An 18,574-nucleotide genomic window follows, 5' to 3' on the forward strand; every position below is an offset into this window, starting at 1 on the left:
ACAATGTGAGTGGGTCTGCGCGTGGCTTCACACTGCAGTTGGTATTTCGTATACGCAACGTATATAAAGTAACCATATACGAACTGCATGTCAAATTCGCATACATCTCGTATATGAAGTGAGGTCTGAATGGCAAAGTCCCGACGAGAAACCATGGAGGAAAACCGCGTCAAGTTGATCGCGGCTGGACGGAAAGCCTTTGCTGAAAAGGGATATGCGGCGGCGTCCATGGACGAGTTGACCGCCGATGCGGGGCTGACGCGCGGTGCGCTTTATCATAATTTTGGCGACAAACGCGGCCTGCTGGCGGCGGTTGTCGACCAGATCGATTCGGAAATGGCTGCGCGCGCCCAGCAAATCGGTTCTCATGCCGCGACGGACTGGCAGCGTCTGCTGGCTGAGGGCGTGGCCTATATCGAAATGGCAATGGAACCGGAGGTGCAGCGCATCGTGTTGCTTGACGGGCCCGCAGTGTTGGGTGACCCCTCCAAATGGCCAAGCCAGAACACTTGTCTTCAGATAACCCGGCGGGCCTTGGAGAGCCTTATTGCTCAGGGGGTTCTAAAGCCGGTTGATGCGGAAGCCGCCGCACGGCTTCTGAGCGGGGCTGCCCTTGATGCGGCACTTTGGATTGCGGCCAGCGACGATCCGGAAAATGTCTTGCCAAAGGCGGTCGAGGCTTTCCGCGCCATGGCTGAAGGCCTGCTTCGCAACCCTCTTTGATTGGTTTGCCCACACTGCCGGATTGAATAATCACGGTGTGAAAAGCACTGCCGATAAGCTCGGGGTTTCCCGAAAACCGGTTTCCACTTTTCGGCCCGATGCTGTAGGTTGCGCTCTTAAGACTGCGTTCGGGGTGCATTTCGGGGAGGAAGAGTGATGTCCTGGGTTACCGGTGGAGCGATCTATTTCATTCTCTGGTGGGTCACGCTGTTTGCTGTCCTGCCCTTTGGAGTGCGGACGCAGGACGAAGAAAGCGACATCGTTCCTGGCACTGTGGCCAGCGCCCCAGCAGGCTTCCGCTTCTGGCGGGTGATGGGCACAACGACGATTGTTGCCGCCGTCATCTTTTTTGGCTGGAATTTTGTGTCTGGCTATTTCGGCTTCAGCTTTTCCGATCTGCCGCACGTCATGCCTGATATTCGCTGAGCCTCGATATTCGTTAAGCCCAGATATTCGCTAAGCAATGGGTGTGTCCTGTAAGCGGACACACCGTATGGGCAAAAAAAAACAAGGCCCGAAGACCTTGTTATTGAAATGTCGCGTGACCTTTCACCAATTAAGGGGCTGCGAATGACCGCGCCTAAGATCTGATCCTCCCAAGACTTTAACCGCGAAATCGGCAGAAATTTAAGCTTTCTGCCTGTTTTGTGAGCGTAAACTAGCTCAACAAGGCAGACTTGTCATCAACTTTTTGCATTTTTGTTACAGCTTTCTAAAAAAAGAAATTGAACTGGAAATTTTTGCTGATTTGTCAATATTTTGACATGGTTGGACCATGAGCGAATGCTCAGGCGTGAGTGATTTGCCCCGGTTTTCGAAGTGTATCTCGGTTCTTTTACCAGGTGTCCAGTCATGAACCAGCCAGAACGCGCCTATCTTCAAGATGTCTCTGCATGAGGCAGATTTGGCCACGGGCCTTGTTATCCTTCGCCGCCGTGAACAAAAGGACGGAGCGGGTTTTCTTCCGCGTACGAAACGGTTAGAAGGCTTCAAGAAAAACCAGATATATGGCTGATTCCGCACGAAATGCGGCTCGCCTCACCAATGGAAGTCGGTATGCGTCTCTCCCGTTATTTTTTGCCCATCCTGAAGGAAAATCCCAAGGAAGCGGAAATCGTTTCTCATCGGCTGATGCTGCGCACCGGCATGATCCGGCAGCAGTCGCAGGGCATCTATTCCTGGCTGCCGCTGGGTAAGCGCGTGCTGGACAAGGTCAATGCGATCATTCGTCAGGAGCAGAACCGGGCAGGGGCGGTTGAGTTGCTGATGCCGACGCTGCAATCGGCGGAGCTTTGGCAGGAAAGCGGTCGCTACGACGACTATGGCAAGGAAATGCTGCGGATCAAGGATCGGCAGGACCGGCCCATGCTGTACGGTCCCACCAATGAGGAAATGATCACGGACATCTTCCGGTCCTACGTGAAATCCTACAAGAGCCTGCCGCTGAACCTCTATCACATACAATTGAAATTCCGTGATGAGATCAGGCCGCGCTTCGGCACCATGCGGTCGCGTGAATTTCTGATGAAAGACGCCTATTCCTTCGATCTGACGAAGGAAGCCGCCATTCACTCCTATAACAAGATGTTTACCGCCTATCTCCGGACGTTTGACCGGCTTGGTCTGCGCGCCATTCCAATGCGCGCCGATACCGGCCCGATCGGCGGCAATCACAGCCATGAATTCATCATTCTCGCCGATACCGGTGAATCGGAAGTGTTTTGTCATAAGAGCTTCCTGGATCGCGCCATTCCGGCTGCCGATACTGATTTCGATGATGTTGCTGGCCTCCAGGCGATTTTCGACGACTGGACGTCGCACTATGCCGCTACCTCTGAAATGCATGATGAGGCAGCTTACGGTGCCATGCCGGATGACGCGAAGATTTCCGCGCGTGGTATCGAGGTCGGTCATATCTTCTATTTCGGCACCAAATATTCCGAGCCGATGGGCGCCAAGGTACAGGGACCTGACGGTAAGGAACATCTTGTCCACATGGGATCATACGGTATTGGGCCGACCCGCCTTGTTCCGGCCATTATCGAAGCTTCCCATGATGAAAATGGCATTATCTGGCCGGCTTCCGTCGCGCCGTTCGATGCCATCATCATCAACATGAAGGCTGGGGATGCCGGTTGCGATGGCGCTTGCGACACCGTGTACGGGGCGCTGACCAAGGCCGGCAAGGATGTTCTTCTCGACGATACCGATGATCGCGCCGGTGCGAAATTCGCGCTCGCGGATCTGATCGGCGTTCCCTACCAGGTGATCGTCGGTCCGAGGTCGGTCGCCAATGGCGAAGTCGAGCTGAAGAACCGTAAAACCGGCGAGCGTGAAACCATGACCATCGAGGCCGCCATCAACCGTCTGGCCGGTTGAGCGACGCCAGGAGGCAAGATTGAGCAGTGAAACCGGAAGCTCTGCGGCAGGCGATACCGCAGTGCCGTCATCCGCAAAGCCGTTTTCCGCATTCGAGCGCATGGTGGCTTGGCGCTACCTGCGCGCCCGGCGCAAAGAGGCGGTGATTTCGGTCATTGCCGGCTTTTCCTTTGTCGGCATTATGCTGGGGGTTGCGACCCTGATCATCGTCATGGCTGTCATGAACGGTTTTCGGACCGAGTTGATTTCCCGTATCCTCGGCATAAACGGGCATATGATTGTTCAGCCGGTCGACAGTCCCTTTACCGACTTTGCCGATCTTGCCAAGAAATTCTCCGCGGTACCCGGCGTCACCATGGCGCTACCGCTGGTCGAGGGGCAGACGCTGGCTTCCGGCAAGGGCGGGGCTGGCACGGGTGCGCTGGTGCGCGGCATCCGCCCCGATGACCTGTTGAAGCTCAAGGAAGTGGCGGCAAATATCAAGACCGGCGACATGGTTGGCTTCACATCCGGCCAGGGCGTGCTGATCGGGTCGCGCATGGCCAATGATCTCGGCTTGCAGGCGGGCGATTCCATCACTCTGGTCTCACCAGAGGGCGATGTAACCCCAATGGGCGTCAACCCGCGGGTCAAATCCTACAAGATTTCCGGTACATTTGAGATCGGCATGTCGGAATATGATTCCTCGATCATCTACATGCCGCTTGAAGAATCTCAGCTCTATTTCAACGCGGAAGGCGTGGTGCAATCCATCGAATTGTTCGTCACCAATCCTGACGACATCGATGAGCTGCGCCCCAAGGTTGAGGCCGCCGCGGGCCGGCAGGTGTTCATCAGCGATTGGCGTCAGCGCAACCAGACCTTCTTCTCCGCCTTGCAGGTGGAGCGCAATGTGATGTTCATGATCCTGACATTGATCGTTATTGTCGCGGCGCTGAACATCATCTCCGGCCTGATCATGCTGGTGAAGGACAAGAGCAGCGATATCGCCATTCTGAAAACCATGGGCGCCAGCTCAAGCTCGATCCTTCGGATCTTCTTCATGACAGGTGCGGCCATCGGCATCGCTGGCACGTTCGCCGGCGTTGGACTGGGCGTGCTGGTCTGTCTGAACATCGAATCGATCAGGAATTTCTTCTCCTGGGTCTCCGGTACCGTGTTGTTTGATCCGCAACTCTACTTCCTCAGCAAATTGCCAGCGGATATGAGCTTCGGTGAAACGGTTTCGGTGATTATCATGTCGCTGACCCTATCCTTTATCGCCACCATCTTTCCGGCATGGCGGGCGGCCCGGCTCGATCCCGTGCAAGCCCTGCGTTACGAATAAGGAACAGCGGATCCATGGCGAACAACCCTGTTCTTGAAATTTCAGATGTCTCGCGCACCTATGGCGAGGGCGAGACCAAGCTTTCCATTCTGAAAGGCGCCGGGCTAAAATTATACGAAGGTGAAACTGTCGCTCTCGTTGCTCCTTCGGGTACGGGCAAGTCCACCCTGCTGCATATTGCCGGGCTGCTGGAACATCCGACCGATGGCGACGTGCTGATTGGCGGCACCCGCTGCAATGAATTGTCCGAGGAAGGCCGCACGGCCATGCGCCGCACCAGCATTGGCTTCGTCTATCAGTTCCATCACCTGTTGCCGGAGTTCTCGGCACTCGAAAACATCATGATGCCGCAGATGATCGCGGGCCTGAGCATTCCGGAAGCCAGCAAGCGCGCCAAGGCTTTGCTTGATTATATGCGCATCGGTCATCGCGGTGATCACCGGCCCGCCGAGCTTTCCGGCGGCGAACAGCAGCGCGTGGCCATTGCCCGCGCTGTCGCCAATGCGCCGCTGTTGCTGTTGGCGGATGAGCCAACGGGTAATCTCGATCCGGAAACTGCCGCTTACGTATTTTCCGCGCTGGAAGCGCTGGTGCGCCAGTCTGGACTTGCGGCGTTGATTGCGACCCATAATCATGAACTGGCCCGGCGGATGGACCGCTGCGTCACCCTCCAGGATGGTAGAATCGTCGATTTCGATTTGTAAAATTGCCCGCAGGTTTGGAAAGAACCTCTGCATCAGAGATATCAAAGCCCGTCGATCAGCTGATCGGCGGGTTTTTCGTATGGCGCTTAGAGTTTGTCAGGGGAAATTGGAAACCGATTTCGGTAGACAAATGATTGGAAAAATATCTGTTGACGAACAAACAAAAGGAGAACAAAATGGATACATAACCAGACAGGAGTGAGCTATGAGTGACATTCTGCATGACATCGCCGCATTCGCATCACTGGCTGTTTTTATCGCCAGCTTGTCTGTTCTGGCGATGGCTTTTTGAAATGCTGGGTATTGTCTTGGTGCGCCTGTCCGGGATGGGTCTGCCAAAGGCACCCGTCGCTTTAAGGGGATAGGTCACGGCGAGGCTGCATGTCTTCTGGACATGGCGGGCCAAACCTAGGACAATAACCTCCATACAGCGCGGTGCGTTTTGTCAAATGCACATCGGACGCGGTAACACTTTCATCTGCTGCATTGCTTTTTCCTTGGGTCGATTTCGGTTTAACGAGAAGTTTTAGGCCGGCGGACTTCAGTGCACAGCGGCGACAAGCAAGCAGGATGGATGCAATGAGTGATATGGGCGCAAGCGGACAGGCTGTAGTGAATGCGGGTCCAGGTTTCGTCCATTTGAGAGTGCATTCGGCCTATTCGCTGCTGGAAGGTGCGCTGCCGCTGAAGAAAATTCTGAGCAAGGTTGCGTCTGACCAGCAACCGGCCATTGCCATTACCGATACCAATAACCTGTTCATAGCGCTTGAGTTTTCTCAGAAGGCGCTCGGCGATGGCTTGCAGCCGATCATTGGCTGCCAATTGTCCATCGACATGGAAGACGCCAATGAGGAAAAGCGGGGCAATAGCTCTCTTGCCAAATATCCCGCCATCGTTCTTCTGGCTGCCGATCCGGCGGGTTACGAGCGGTTGGTGGACCTCGTCAGTCGTGCCTATCTTCAAGGCGACAATAATCAATCCGTGCATATCACCGCATCCTGGCTGGAAGAGATCGGCACGGATGGCCTGATCGCCCTGACGGGTGCAGCAGGTGGTCCAGTCGATCTGCCGGTGAAGGATGGCCATCAAGCCCAGGCTCTGGCGCGGCTTCAGACGCTGAAATCCCTGTTCGGTGATCGGCTTTATCTCGAATTGCAGCGCCACCAAGGGTATGACCGTGTGCATGAAAGCCGAATGATCGCGCTGGCCTATGATCATGATATTCCATTGGTTGCGACCAATGAGGCCTTCTTTCCCAGCCGTGACGATTATGATGCCCATGACGCGCTGATGGCCGTTGCCCATAATGCCATCGTCTCCGATGACCGGCGGTTTCGTCTCACGCCAGATCATTATCTGAAAAGCCGCAAGGAAATGCAGGCGCTGTTTAAGGATCTGCCGGAAGCGCTTGAAAACACGGTGGAGATTGCCAGCCGCTGTTCTTTCGTTCTCGACACCCGTAACCCGATACTGCCGCGCTTTACCGGTGGGAGCGACGATCCGGAAGAGGCTGAGCGCGCCGAAGCCGGGGAATTGCGCCGCCAGGCCATCGAGGGATTGGATGACCGTCTGGCGAAACTCGGCATGGCTCCAGGCTATGAGGAAAAGGAATATCGAGACCGGCTGGATTTCGAGCTCGGCGTTATTGAGCGTATGAAATTTCCCGGCTACTTCCTGATCGTTGCCGACTTCATCAAATGGGCCAAAAACCAGGACATTCCAGTGGGTCCTGGCCGTGGTTCCGGCGCGGGTTCGCTGGTTGCCTATGCCTTGACCATTACCGATGTCGATCCCCTGCGGTTCTCTCTGCTGTTCGAACGCTTCCTCAATCCTGAGCGCGTCTCGATGCCTGACTTCGACATCGACTTCTGCCAGGATCGCCGTGAAGAGGTGATCCGTTATGTGCAGCGCAAATATGGGCGCGAGCAGGTGGCGCAGATCATTACCTTCGGATCGCTCCAGGCCCGTGCAGCCTTGCGCGACGTTGGCCGTGTGCTGGAAATGCCCTATGGGCAGGTCGACAGAATCTGTAAGCTGGTGCCGAACAATCCGGCCAATCCAACCCCTTTGTCCAAGGCCATTGAAGAAGAGCCAAAGTTTCAGGAGGAGGCGGAGAAGGAGCCTGTCGTCGCCCGTCTGTTGGATATCGCCCAGAAGATCGAGGGACTTTATCGCCATGCCTCCACCCATGCCGCCGGTATTGTGATCGGTGACCGCCCGCTGTCCAAGCTGGTGCCGATGTACCGCGATCCGCGCTCGGATATGCCGGTTACCCAGTTCAACATGAAATGGGTGGAACAGGCCGGGCTGGTCAAGTTCGACTTTCTCGGATTGAAGACGCTGACGGTTTTGAAAACCGCCGTGGATTTCTGCCGGCTGCGCGATATCGAGATCGATCTGGCGACCATTCCGCTGGACGATGAAAAAACCTATCAAATGCTGTCACGCGGTGAGACCGTCGGTGTGTTCCAGGTGGAAAGTGCCGGCATGCGCAAGGCGCTGATCGGTATGCGCCCCGACTGTATCGAGGATATTATCGCGCTGGTGGCGCTCTATCGTCCGGGGCCGATGGAGAATATTCCGGTCTACAATGCCCGTAAGCATGGCGAGGAGGAGATCGAATCGATCCATCCGACCATCGATTACCTGCTGAAGGAAACCCAGGGGGTTATCGTTTATCAGGAGCAGGTCATGCAGGTGGCCCAGGTTCTGTCAGGCTATTCGCTCGGTGAAGCGGATCTTCTGCGCCGTGCCATGGGTAAGAAGATCAAGGAGGAAATGGACAAGCAGCGCGCCCGTTTCGTCGATGGCGCGGTGAAAAATGGCGTCTCAAAGCCCCAGGCTGACAACATTTTCGACTTGCTGGCGAAGTTTGCCAATTACGGCTTCAACAAATCCCACGCCGCCGCCTATGCCATTGTCTCCTACCAGACCGCCTATATGAAGGCGCATTATCCGGTGGAGTTTCTGGCAGCGTCGATGACGCTCGATATGGCCAATACCGAAAAACTGGTGGATTTCCGCCAGGATGCCGGGCGTCTCGGTATTGAGGTCGTGCCACCGTCGGTTCAGACCTCTTTCCGGCACTTCCAGACGGGCCCGAACAGGATTTACTATTCGCTCGCCGCCCTGAAGGGCGTCGGCGATGCAGCCGTCGAGCATATCGTGACGGTCCGCGCCGATACGCCATTTGCCGATCTCGAGGATTTTTGTCTGCGGATCGACCCGAAGCAGATCAATCGCCGGGTGTTTGAAAGCCTGATTTTTGCCGGTGCCTTCGATTGTTTTGGCCGCGACCGTCCCGAACTGTTGGCTGGCATGGATCGGATTATCGGCTATGCGCAACGCGCCCAGGAAAATGCCGTCAGCGGCCAGTCGGACATGTTCGGCTCTGGCGGTGCCACAGGGCCTGAGCGGATTTCGTTTCCGACCTATACGCCCTGGCTGCCATCCGAAAAGCTGATGCGGGAGTTTCAGGTTCTGGGCTTCTATCTCTCGGCCCATCCGCTCGACACTTATAAACCGCTGCTGGAAAAGATGCGCGTGCAGAATTTCGCTGACTTCTCCGGCGCTGTGCGCCAGGGCGCGACGGCGGGTCGGCTGGCCGGGACGGTGATTTCAAAGCAGGAGCGCAAGACACGAACCGGAAATAAAATGGGCATTGTGACCTTCTCGGATGCCACTGGCCAGTTCGAGGCGGTGTTGTTTTCGGAAGGCTTGAACCAGTATCGCGACCTGCTCGAATCGGGCAAGTCACTGGTGATCACGGTTGCCGCAGAAGAACGGCCGGAAGGCATTGGTCTTCGTATCCAGACGGCGCAATCTCTCGAAGAAAAATCCTTGCAGATGCAAAAGACGTTGCGTGTCTATCTGCGCGATTCCAGTCCCTTGCGGGCGCTCGCCGCCCATCTCAATACCAAGGGTGACGGACTGGTCTCCTTCGTGGTGATCAAGGAGGATGGCCGCCGCGAAATCGAGGTCGAACTCAATCAACGTTTTCGAATCACCCCCGAAATCGCCGCTGCGATGCGGTCCGCGCCGGGTGTGGTGGATGTTGAATTGGTATAGGTACTCTTTGTAGCGCCGCTCATGATGATGCTTTAAATTTGTTTTAGCCCGTGCAGTCGCAAAACGGCTGCACGGGCTAAAGCCACGTGGATTATTTCCGGTATTGCCGTTATCCCGGCAGGTTGGTGATGAAGTCTGTGCCGTCGACCGTATCCGGGCTTAGCCCATGGTCGGTAATCGTCATCACGGTGCCTGTCGTCATGGTCGTCTCGATACGCTCGCGAATTTCGTTCGGGATGTGAATACGATTAAGAACCGTATCCAATCCATAGGAGGCGGTTGGCTGCGCCTTGCCAATGGTGACAATCGACGCATTTGAGACCGCCGGAGCCGGCTCAAGGCTGGTCACGTGCCAATGGGCCGTCCCATTGGCACCTTCCAGATTGGCTGCGAAAAAATGGGTGCCGAGTGGTTTTTCAGGCTGGTCGATGACAATAGGTGCATCGAAGACTGGCTTGAAGGCCTGCCGCACATAGATTTGGCCAACGGGTGGCATCGGCTTGCCAGCGCTTTGATAGAGAGCGCTTAGAAACGTCGGTGTAATAAGCGGTCCCTTCAGGGGCAGGCCTTTCCACCGTTTGAAGCCCTGGATGGCCGTGCGGGTCAGGGGGCCGGCATGACCGTCATGGCCGCCCGTCTCAAATCCCATGTCCTGCAACAGAAGTTGGGCGTCATGGATGGTTTCGGTTTTACCCCGGAACGTGATCAACAGGCTCAAAGGTGGTTGGCTGGCAATTGCGGCCTGGGGGTTGGGGCGGGGCAGATCGGCCATCGCCACTTCTACCGGCTCTGTGCCGCTGATGCCATCCGCGCCGCGCAGGCGGGCGTCGGACAGGATCTGGGGGCCTTGCTGTTGTTGCGCAGGGCTGAACAGAAACGGATGCTCAATGGGAGCAGGCGCGACCGGCGCATCGCTGATCAGCACATGCGCACCCAGCCGGGTCATGCCGTAGAGCTCACGGGCAAATTGGCCGGGCAGGCGCACGCAGCCGTGCGAAGCTGGCCGGTTTGGTACGCTGTTCGATTCATGCAAGGCAACGCCGGACCAGGTGATGCGTTGCATCCAGGGCATGGGCGCATTCGAATAGAGGTTTGATTCGTGATATTTCGTCTTTTGGATGATCGAGAAGATTCCTGATGGCGTCGTATGACCTTCCTTACCGGTCGAAACCTTCGAAGAGGCGACGATCCGGTCTCCATCATAAACGGTGAGAGACTGCGTCTGTTTCGACACGATAATTTGCAATGCGCTGCCGTCTCTGGCTGAGGCCTGCGACAGGCCTGCGCTCAGCGCGAGCATGGAAGCGGATAGGAACATTGAACGAAACATGGTGCGGACCATCATGGTGCCCTCATATGTAAACCGGGAAAACTGGGCCTTCAAAAGGTCGCCTGATCATGTGAGCAACGATGTGCCGAGAAATCAGTTGGTAAACGCCTATACCGCTGTGCGTTTTATAAAACGCCCAAAGAATGCAGCCGCGTGCTGCCTGAATCATAAAATAAACGTCGATCTTTAACGATTGCTTACCCGGCATGGCCGCTCACACAAAGTTGACGGGCAATGCTTTGATAGTGGCTATTTTTTATTGCTGCCGAAGGTGACGCCGGTTTCGACCATGCCCTTGCCGAATTTCATCCGCAATTGGTCCATGGCGGCTTCCGCCTTGGCGCGTCGGGCGGCGTCCGGATCGACCAGATCCGGGGGGTCGGCCAAGCTCGGATCGGCAAAATCGCTGACGCCGATACCGATCAGCCGAAATTTTGTGCCATCGGCTTCCTTCTCCAGCATTTGCAGGCCGGTGCGAAAGATCCGGTCGGCGAGCTGGGTGGGGTCGTCCAAGCGACGATTGCGGGTGCGTAATTTGAAGTCAGCGCTTTTCAGCTTCAAGATAACGGTGTGTCCAGCCAGTTCCTGCTTTTTCAATCGCCAGGCGACTTTCTCCGAGAGCTTGCGCAGATAGGGGACAAGATCTTCCCGGCGGGAAATATCGTCAAAGAACGTGGTTTCAGCCGAGACGCTTTTGGCCGGGTCATTGGTATGGACATCTCGGTCGTCGATGCCTTTCGATAGCCGTGCCAGTCGTTGGCCCATGCTGCCATAGCGCCGGATCAGGTCGCTTTCCTCCATGGTTTGCAATTGCCCGATGGTACGAATGCCGTCTTTCTCCAAGGTGCTGGCAAAGGCCTTGCCGACGCCCCAGATCGTGGTGACAGGGCGGGGCGCCAGAAACTCCAGCGCTTCGGCCTCGCCGACAACTGAAAATCCCCGGGGTTTTTGCAGGTCGGACGCTACTTTGGCCAGGAATTTACAATAGGACAGGCCAACGGAAACGGTGATGCCGATCTCGCTTTCAATACGCCGGGCAAGCCGTGCCAGCACAAGGGCGGGTGGTGCGTGGTGCAGGGCCTCAGTCCCCTTCAGTTCCAGAAAGGCCTCATCGATGGACAAGGGTTGCACCAAAGGGGTCAACTCCTCCATCATTGCTCGCACTTGCCGACCGACACGGGCGTATTTTTCCATATTCGGCGGAATGACTACGGCGTCAGGGCAGGCTTCCAACGCCTTGAACATCGGCATGGCCGAGCGCACACCATGGATGCGGGCCACGTAACAGGCTGTGGAAACCACACCGCGCTTACCACCGCCAATGATCAATGGCTTGTCGATCAGGTCTGGATTGTCGCGCTTTTCAACCGAAGCATAAAAAGCGTCGCAATCGATATGGGCCAATGTCAGCTTGAACAGTTCCGGGTGGTAGACGAGGCGAGGGCTGCCGCAAGCCGTGCATCTCCGCTTGCCTTCCGCCTGTAGGGAAAGGCAATCACGACAGAAGCCGGAACGGAGGGACGGCGCAGCAGACATGGGCGAGAACATAAGTTGAACATCGCCACCATAAGCCGGGTTTTCAGTGCCTGCAAGGGGAGCCCTTGCTAATCCCCATGACCTGAAAAAGTAAAAGACGGAAGCGGATCAGATCCGCGCCTGGAAATGGCGGAGAACACGCTCGCTGGCATCGTGCCAATCGTCGGCGCGCAATACATGGGGGCCAGGTGGCGGTGCGTGCCGATGAATTTCAGACTGCGGCCCGATCTGCACCAGTAGACAGTCCGGTGCATGCTCTCCGACGGAATGGAGATTATGGGCCATGTCATCCATAAAGGCGAAGGGCAGGGGCCGGTCACCATGCAGGGCTTTGACAACTGGCCCCTTTGGGCTTTCAGTGGCCAGGAGGGGGAAATCCAGACCCAGCCGATCCAGCAGACGGCGCCGCTGGGCGGTAAAGGCGGGCGGCATGGCGGTCAGAAAGACAATATCTGCAATCTTACCAATCCGTTGCAGCACGGCCACGGCATCGCCAAACGGGGTCTGCCATTCTTCCTGCTTTTCGAAAAACGTCAGCAGGAGATCCGTGACGATCTGATCTTCCAGCGCAAGCTGATCCTTGGTTGACACGATATTGCCATGCAGTCGGAAGGATTTCGGCAAGAGCCGATGGCCCAGGCTGTCGAGATAGGCCTCGAAGGGCACCAGGAATTCCAACACGACGTCATCGACATCGCTGATCAGCAATGGCCGGTCGGATAGGCGAACATGGTTGAAGTCGACAATCTCACCCATCAGATTTCACCGGAATCAAGTGCAGGCCGAACATAGACGTGATAGGCTGCAATTACATCTTCCGGGCGGGTCTGTGTGGCGGAGCAGAATTCCAGCAAGGTCGGTTCATGCTGCATGAGAAACTCCAGAAGTCCGGCCAGAAATTCCGGGTCATTGACGGCCAGGCGCAATTGTTGAGGCTCCAGGCCGGTCAGGGACAAAAACCGTCCCAGCATGTCCGGCTCACTCGCCAGCCAACCCAGCACGGCAACCGCCGTTTGTTCTGCGTGCTCTGCTGAAACCGTCTTGATCGTCACTTTGTCTCGCACAGTCTATGCCCATTCCCGTTTGTTTCGTCCGGCAGCTCGTTCTATCCGGCCAACTCGCTTAAACCGGTTGTTATTTCCGGTTTATCACGGTTAAATTGTCTTGACTGACTTGTGTCGCAATGTGCCGTGGAATTACCTATTTCTCAACCAAATCGCGCTAAATTCTATTTCACAAAAGAATGAATCTTTATGTCTGTTACGCCTGTCATCCACCATGGAGGGCGGGAAAGCAAGGATTGAAAATGCCGAAAAAGGTGATGATCGTTGAAGATAACGAGCTGAACATGAAACTGTTTCGTGATCTGATCGAAGCGTCGGGCTACGCGACCATTCAGACCCGTAACGGCATGGAAGCGCTGGAATTGGCACGCAAACATCATCCCGACCTGATCCTGATGGACATACAGTTACCGGAGGTTTCCGGCCTGGAAGTGACCAAATGGTTGAAGCAGGATAGCGAGTTGCACGTCATTCCGGTGATTGCGGTGACTGCCTTTGCCATGAAGGGCGATGAAGAGCGTATTCGCCAAGGTGGGTGCGAGGCCTATGTGTCGAAACCGATTTCCGTGCCAAAGTTCCTGGAAACGATCAAGACCTATCTGGGAGACGCCTGAGGCGCAGCAGGGCGGGTGTCTTAAACCAGTAGGCGATCGCCGTTGAGACCTGGGCAGATGCTTGAAGGACCTCGGTGTTCTGAATTCTATATGAAACGCCAGTCTGTCGGGTTGGCGCAATGTCCATGCAGAGCCGGTAGCGCATGTGCGCCAGGCTTGCTTCAAGGGGTGATGGCTGATGACAGCCCGTATTCTGGTTGTTGATGATGTTCCTGCCAATGTGAAGCTGTTGGAAGCGCGGCTGCTGGCGGAATATTTCGAGGTATTGACAGCCGAAGACGGATTGAAGGCGCTGGACATCTGCGACCGCACCCAGGTGGACGTCGTTCTTCTCGATGTCATGATGCCAGGCATTGATGGCTTTGAAGTGTGTGAGCGGCTGAAATCCAGCCCGCGCACCGCCCATATTCCCGTGGTCATGGTCACGGCGCTGGACCAGCCCTCGGACCGGGTGAGGGGATTGAAGGCTGGCGCTGACGATTTTCTGACCAAGCCGGTCAATGATCTGCAGCTGATCTCTCGGGTTAAAAGTCTAGTGCGGCTGAAAACGCTCTCCGATGAACTGCGCATCCGCGCCGAGACGGCGCAGAAAGTCGGCATAGACAGCAACGTTCATCTTGGGGATGGACGTATGGACGAGGTCGGCCAGGTCTTGCTGGTCGATAGCCGTGCTAGTTCGCAGGAGCGTATCATCAAGGCGTTGAAGCCTGTGGCTGATGTCGTGGCGATGTCCGACGCCCAGGCCGCGCTGTTTGAGGCGGCGGAAAGTAATTTCGACCTGGTTATCGTCAATGGCACGCTGGAGGATTACGATCCGTTGCGCCTGTGTTCGCAGCTGCGGTCGCTGGACCGCACCCGCTTCATTCCGATTTTGCTGATTGCCGAACCGGGAGAGGAATACTTGATCGTGCGGGCGTTGGATCTGGGCGTCAACGATTACATCGTCCGACCCGTCGACACCAATGAGCTGCTGGCGCGCACGCTGACCCAGCTACGCCGTAAGCGGTATAATGACAGGCTGCGCAACAGCGTGCAGCAAAGCATCGAACTGGCGGTGACGGACGATCTCACCGGGCTTCACAATCGGCGCTATCTCGATACCCATATCAAAGTGTTGTTCGAGCGCTCCAGTCTGCGCAAGAAGCCGCTATCGGTATGCCTGGTGGATATCGATCGGTTCAAGCTGGTCAATGACACCTACGGCCATGAGGCGGGCGATGACGTCCTGCGGGAGTTTGCCGCTCGTATTCGCGCCACCGTGCGCGGCGCCGATCTTGCCTGCCGCTATGGCGGTGAGGAATTCGTGGTCGTGATGCCCGATACGTCGCAGGAGATGGCCAGTACGGTCGCCGAGCGCCTGCGCGAAATGGTGGAGAAAAAGCCATTTCGGTTGCAGTCTGGCGGCGAGCTGAGTGTGACAGCATCGCTTGGCATCTCCACGACGGGAGATGAGATTGCCAATCCGGAACATTTGCTGAGACAGGCTGACCGCGCGCTCTATCAGGCCAAGACCGAAGGCCGTAACAGGGTCGTGTCGGCGGCGGCTTAAACTAATTTCAGCACCGGTGCGCCTTTGTGTTTTGGTTCACGTGGAGCCCGTTCTCCCGCGTCTTCAAAAAATTCATCTGCCGTGATTTTCCGTTATATCCATGCGCGCGTTCAAGGATCCGGGTTGGCAGAAATTTGCTCCTGACAGGGAAAGCCCTGCTTGTCTGGATTTTTCCAAAAGCTTGTCGATGCGTTCGATATATGACTATATTCTTTTAAAAAAAGAAAAAATATACCATAAATAAATAAGGGTATAGTTTGATTTTTTTACTCTGATCTGGATAGAAAGATCGGTTCAATAGAAAATTATGTTTTTCGAATTGTTGATAACAACGATTTTTCGTCGATATCGAGAGTTTTCCAGAGAAAATACTTGCCTCTCTGGAGTGTTAATTCTATTTCTCTTCGAGAAGGGAAAATGAACAGAATTTAACCATGCCGACATCGAAAAGATGCAACGGTTAAGAAAATGTTGATTTTTTCTTTCATATGCGCATAGTTGGGACAACTGCGATGCATCCATAGCAAGCTGTGTTTTCACGAGCGCTATGGTTCTTCATAAATGCCGTTTTTATAAGCTGCTTAAAGATATCCATCGATCCCTTCGGATCTGAGGAATTACGCAGTAAAAATTGACGAATAACAGGTTTAACCAATACCCCATGATGCTCAGGTCCGCCGCATCTCCTGGGTCGTGGGGTTGGTCGGCAGGTGTGCGATTATCAAGCGGTTCCTCGTGCCGTTATTGCATGCCCGCCGACCCCCATTCCAACGCCGCTTCCTTATGTGGAGGCGGCGTTTTGCGTTTCGCGGTCAGGATGGTTTCCGATGCACTCTATCCCGCGCCCCTATGCGTGGGGTCGCTGTCCTCGCGCCTAAAGCGTCCTTACACCTATTCCACAGGAGAATATCTGGCTCGGCCTTCAGAGTCGGTCTGCGTGGTGCGCTGGCCCATCCTCAGAACTACATAAAAAAAGCGCGCCGGATGAGGCGCGCTTTTCAAGCTTCTCACGAAGAACCAGGATCACTTGATCTTGGTTTCCTTGAACTCGACATGCTTGCGAGCGATCGGGTCGTATTTCGTCTTCGTCATCTTGTCCGTCATCGTACGGCTGTTCTTGGTGGTGACGTAGAAGAAACCCGTATCGGCTGTCGACAGCAGCTTGATCTTGATGGTTGTAGCCTTGGCCATGGTCGTCCTGCCTTACATGAATAACACAAAGCCGTGACGACCTTCAGGGCCCACGGCAAATCTGGGCAGAAACTACAAATCGCCACCGAAAAGTCAACCCCGCGCACCCTTGAAAAACAATCGTGCGACGGAAAGAACCACATATAACGCAAAGAATCCGGCAATCGACCAGGCAAAACCGGCATTTCCGCCCATATCGATGGCTGCACCCACGACTTGTGGTCCGGCTACCGTGCCAACCGCATAACAGAAAACGAAGGCGGCATTGGCGGCGGCAAGGTCTGAGCCTGTGAGTCGGGAACCGAGATGACTAAGACCGATCGTGTAGAGGCCGGAGACGCAGCCGCCCCAGAATAGGAGGATGACGGCCATCGCCATCCAGCTATGGGAAATCAGCGGCAGCAGCAGCGATCCGATCAGCCCGACCGTCGCCAGGGCGCCGAGCAGCAAGCGGCGATCCCTAAGCTTGTCGGAGAGCATGCCAAGTGGGATCTGGAACACCATGTTACCAACCCCCATCACAGTGAGCAGCAGGGCTGACTGAGCCTCTGTGAAGCCGATACGGGTGGCATAGACGGGCATCAGTGACAACCCGCCGACTTCCACCGCACCGAACACGAAGACGGCGGCTGTGGCGGTCGGCACCAGGAAGATGTAGCGGAAGAAATGCATCTCTGGCTTTTCATCCAGCGCCGGGCTTTCGTTGCGGGCAACGAAGATCGGCACCGCTGCCATCAGGATGGCAACCGCACCGATGGCAAAGGGCAAGACACCTTCACTGCCGACAATCGAAAACAGCAAGGGGCCTGCTGCAAAACCCACCGATAGGACCGTGGCATAAATGCCGAGCACCAGCCCGCGCCGCGATGGCGGGGCGGCGGCATTGATCCAGAACTCCGACAGGATGAACAATGTCGTCGTGGCGCCGTGAAACACCAGCCGCAGGGGAAACCACATCCAGAAGGCTTCGGCGTAATAGAAGCCAAGCGAGCTTAGCGCTGCCAGCAGCACCGCCCAGATCATCGTCTGCGCTACCCCGAAACGGTGCGCAAGCCTGGTGGTGATCGGCGCGGCAATCATTGCCGCAACCCCTGCCATGGCTGAATTCAGCCCGATCAGGGTGGAGGGAATGCCGCGTTTTTCGAGAATGATGCTGAGCAGCGGCAATCCCAGCCCGATGGCGATGCCGACAGCGGAAATCGATGAGACCGCTGCAATCAGCGAAGGCCAATGGATCTCTTCCCGATGTCCGGTAACAGGGTCTCTGGTGTCAGACATGGAAGTTCCTCAGACGAAATTGCACGCGATGCGCGGGGACAGACAACAGCGCAAGGCATCATGCCAAGCCAACAAAGGCCTATTGAATTTCATAATCTGCCAATGGTCCCCGGCCTTTACTCCATAATGGTGAAAATCGAAACCAGTTTAAGGCAAAAACGGACCGCCGCAGTCAGATCGTCGTCGGACGTCACTGGTTTCTGATGGTTTTGCTTGAGGTGCTACTTTGGCGGATAGCGCTCGTCATAGTCCTCGATCACGTCAGGTTCGTCTCCGAAGCCATGCATGCGCAGCGCCCATTGCAGCCCCACCACGCCGCCCTTGATGGGCTGGATGATCAACAGAGAGACGATGACGGCAATCGGCGTCCAGATCGCCAGATGCGCCCAGGTCGACAGTACGAAGACCAGATCGGTCATCATATAGCCGCCCAGCAGCACATGGCCGACAATCATGATGACGATATAGGGCGGCAGATCGTCGGCTCTCTGGTGGGAAAGATCCTCGCCGCAGGCCGCGCAGGTATCGACCGGTTTCAGGAAGGCCTTGAACAGGCGGCCGGAGCCGCAGGCCGGACAAGTACACATCAGGCCGCGCAGAATGGAGCGTCCAAGCGGGCGAACCGCATCCTTGCCGCCGCCGAAGCGGATAACGGGGGGAGACTGGCTGACAGACATGCGGTTCCTCCTGAACTTCTATCAAATCCTATAGGCTTTGATCAAAGATGGGGCATGAAAGTTGATATTTCATCGCGGCATTTGCGCACAAGCGCGCCGAGTTCGTATATCTGGGCTTCATATACCAAGCCCAG

Annotated in this window: 15 protein-coding genes; 8 read left to right on the forward strand and 7 right to left on the reverse strand. The window is 55.8% G+C overall.

All coding sequences use genetic code 11. The features are described from left to right. Positions 1 to 129 precede the first annotated feature (129 nt). The 6 genes from ASB66_RS11565 to dnaE all read left to right on the forward strand — a co-directional run bounded on the left by ASB66_RS11565 (position 130) and on the right by dnaE (position 9,201). On the forward strand, positions 130 to 723 hold the full coding sequence (locus ASB66_RS11565; RefSeq protein WP_060715758.1) for a TetR/AcrR family transcriptional regulator: 594 nt from the start codon (positions 130 to 132) through the stop codon (positions 721 to 723). A 156-nt stretch (positions 724 to 879) separates the two neighbouring features. Continuing rightward, positions 880 to 1,149 carry a DUF1467 family protein gene (locus tag ASB66_RS11570; protein ID WP_060715757.1) on the forward strand — a complete coding sequence of 90 codons (270 nt, stop codon included), beginning with the start codon at positions 880 to 882 and terminating at the stop codon, positions 1,147 to 1,149. 630 nt (positions 1,150 to 1,779) lie between these two features. Continuing rightward, on the forward strand, positions 1,780 to 3,102 hold the full coding sequence (proS, locus tag ASB66_RS11575) for a proline--tRNA ligase (RefSeq protein WP_060716015.1): 1,323 nt from the start codon (positions 1,780 to 1,782) through the stop codon (positions 3,100 to 3,102). 19 nt (positions 3,103 to 3,121) lie between these two features. Further along, entirely contained in the window at positions 3,122 to 4,429 is a 1,308-nt protein-coding gene (locus ASB66_RS11580; RefSeq protein WP_015915670.1) for a lipoprotein-releasing ABC transporter permease subunit, read from the forward strand. Between the two features lie 14 nt (positions 4,430 to 4,443). Further along, a complete protein-coding gene (locus ASB66_RS11585; protein WP_060715756.1) occupies positions 4,444 to 5,133 on the forward strand; it encodes an ABC transporter ATP-binding protein in 690 nt (229 codons plus the stop codon). 579 nt (positions 5,134 to 5,712) lie between these two features. Continuing rightward, the gene (gene dnaE, locus ASB66_RS11590) at positions 5,713 to 9,201 is read left to right on the forward strand and encodes a DNA polymerase III subunit alpha (protein WP_060715755.1); all 3,489 of its coding nucleotides are present in this window, start codon (positions 5,713 to 5,715) and stop codon (positions 9,199 to 9,201) included. A gap of 109 nt (positions 9,202 to 9,310) precedes the next feature. Here the strand turns inward: dnaE and ASB66_RS11595 are convergent, their stop codons facing one another. The 4 genes from ASB66_RS11595 to ASB66_RS11610 form a co-directional block, all read right to left on the reverse strand. Further along, positions 9,311 to 10,546 (reverse strand): L,D-transpeptidase family protein, encoded by a 1,236-nt coding sequence (locus tag ASB66_RS11595; protein ID WP_060715754.1) that lies wholly within the window; start codon positions 10,544 to 10,546, stop codon positions 9,311 to 9,313. Between the two features lie 234 nt (positions 10,547 to 10,780). Beyond that, on the reverse strand, positions 10,781 to 12,067 hold the full coding sequence (locus ASB66_RS11600; protein ID WP_060716014.1) for a DNA polymerase IV: 1,287 nt from the start codon (positions 12,065 to 12,067) through the stop codon (positions 10,781 to 10,783). Positions 12,068 to 12,175: 108 nt separating this feature from the next. Further along, a complete protein-coding gene (locus ASB66_RS11605) occupies positions 12,176 to 12,823 on the reverse strand; it encodes a hypothetical protein (RefSeq protein ID WP_060715753.1) in 648 nt (215 codons plus the stop codon). Next, positions 12,823 to 13,119 (reverse strand): DUF3572 domain-containing protein, encoded by a 297-nt coding sequence (locus ASB66_RS11610; RefSeq protein ID WP_268879124.1) that lies wholly within the window; start codon positions 13,117 to 13,119, stop codon positions 12,823 to 12,825. The genes ASB66_RS11605 and ASB66_RS11610 overlap by 1 nt, the downstream gene beginning before the upstream one ends. A 254-nt stretch (positions 13,120 to 13,373) precedes the next feature. Between ASB66_RS11610 and ASB66_RS11615 the strand changes: the two genes are divergently transcribed. Next, positions 13,374 to 13,745, forward strand: coding sequence for a response regulator (locus tag ASB66_RS11615; RefSeq protein ID WP_015915677.1), 372 nt, complete (start codon positions 13,374 to 13,376; stop codon positions 13,743 to 13,745). Between the two features lie 178 nt (positions 13,746 to 13,923). Beyond that, positions 13,924 to 15,294: a PleD family two-component system response regulator gene (locus ASB66_RS11620; RefSeq protein WP_060715751.1), complete on the forward strand. Its 1,371-nt coding sequence runs from the start codon at positions 13,924 to 13,926 to the stop codon at positions 15,292 to 15,294. 1,023 nt (positions 15,295 to 16,317) lie between these two features. On the opposite strand, the gene rpmG is transcribed toward ASB66_RS11620, so the two are convergent. The 3 genes from rpmG to ASB66_RS11635 form a co-directional block, all read right to left on the reverse strand. Beyond that, positions 16,318 to 16,485 (reverse strand): 50S ribosomal protein L33, encoded by a 168-nt coding sequence (gene rpmG / locus ASB66_RS11625; protein WP_015915679.1) that lies wholly within the window; start codon positions 16,483 to 16,485, stop codon positions 16,318 to 16,320. Positions 16,486 to 16,578: 93 nt separating this feature from the next. Further along, entirely contained in the window at positions 16,579 to 17,763 is a 1,185-nt protein-coding gene (locus ASB66_RS11630) for an MFS transporter (RefSeq protein WP_060715750.1), read from the reverse strand. A gap of 221 nt (positions 17,764 to 17,984) precedes the next feature. After that, complete coding sequence (locus ASB66_RS11635) at positions 17,985 to 18,440, reverse strand: DUF983 domain-containing protein (protein WP_060715749.1); 456 nt, start codon at positions 18,438 to 18,440, stop codon at positions 17,985 to 17,987. Positions 18,441 to 18,574 lie beyond the last annotated feature (134 nt).

Source organism: Gillisella vitis (assembly GCF_001541345.2).
Taxonomy (GTDB): domain Bacteria; phylum Pseudomonadota; class Alphaproteobacteria; order Rhizobiales; family Rhizobiaceae; genus Allorhizobium; species Allorhizobium vitis.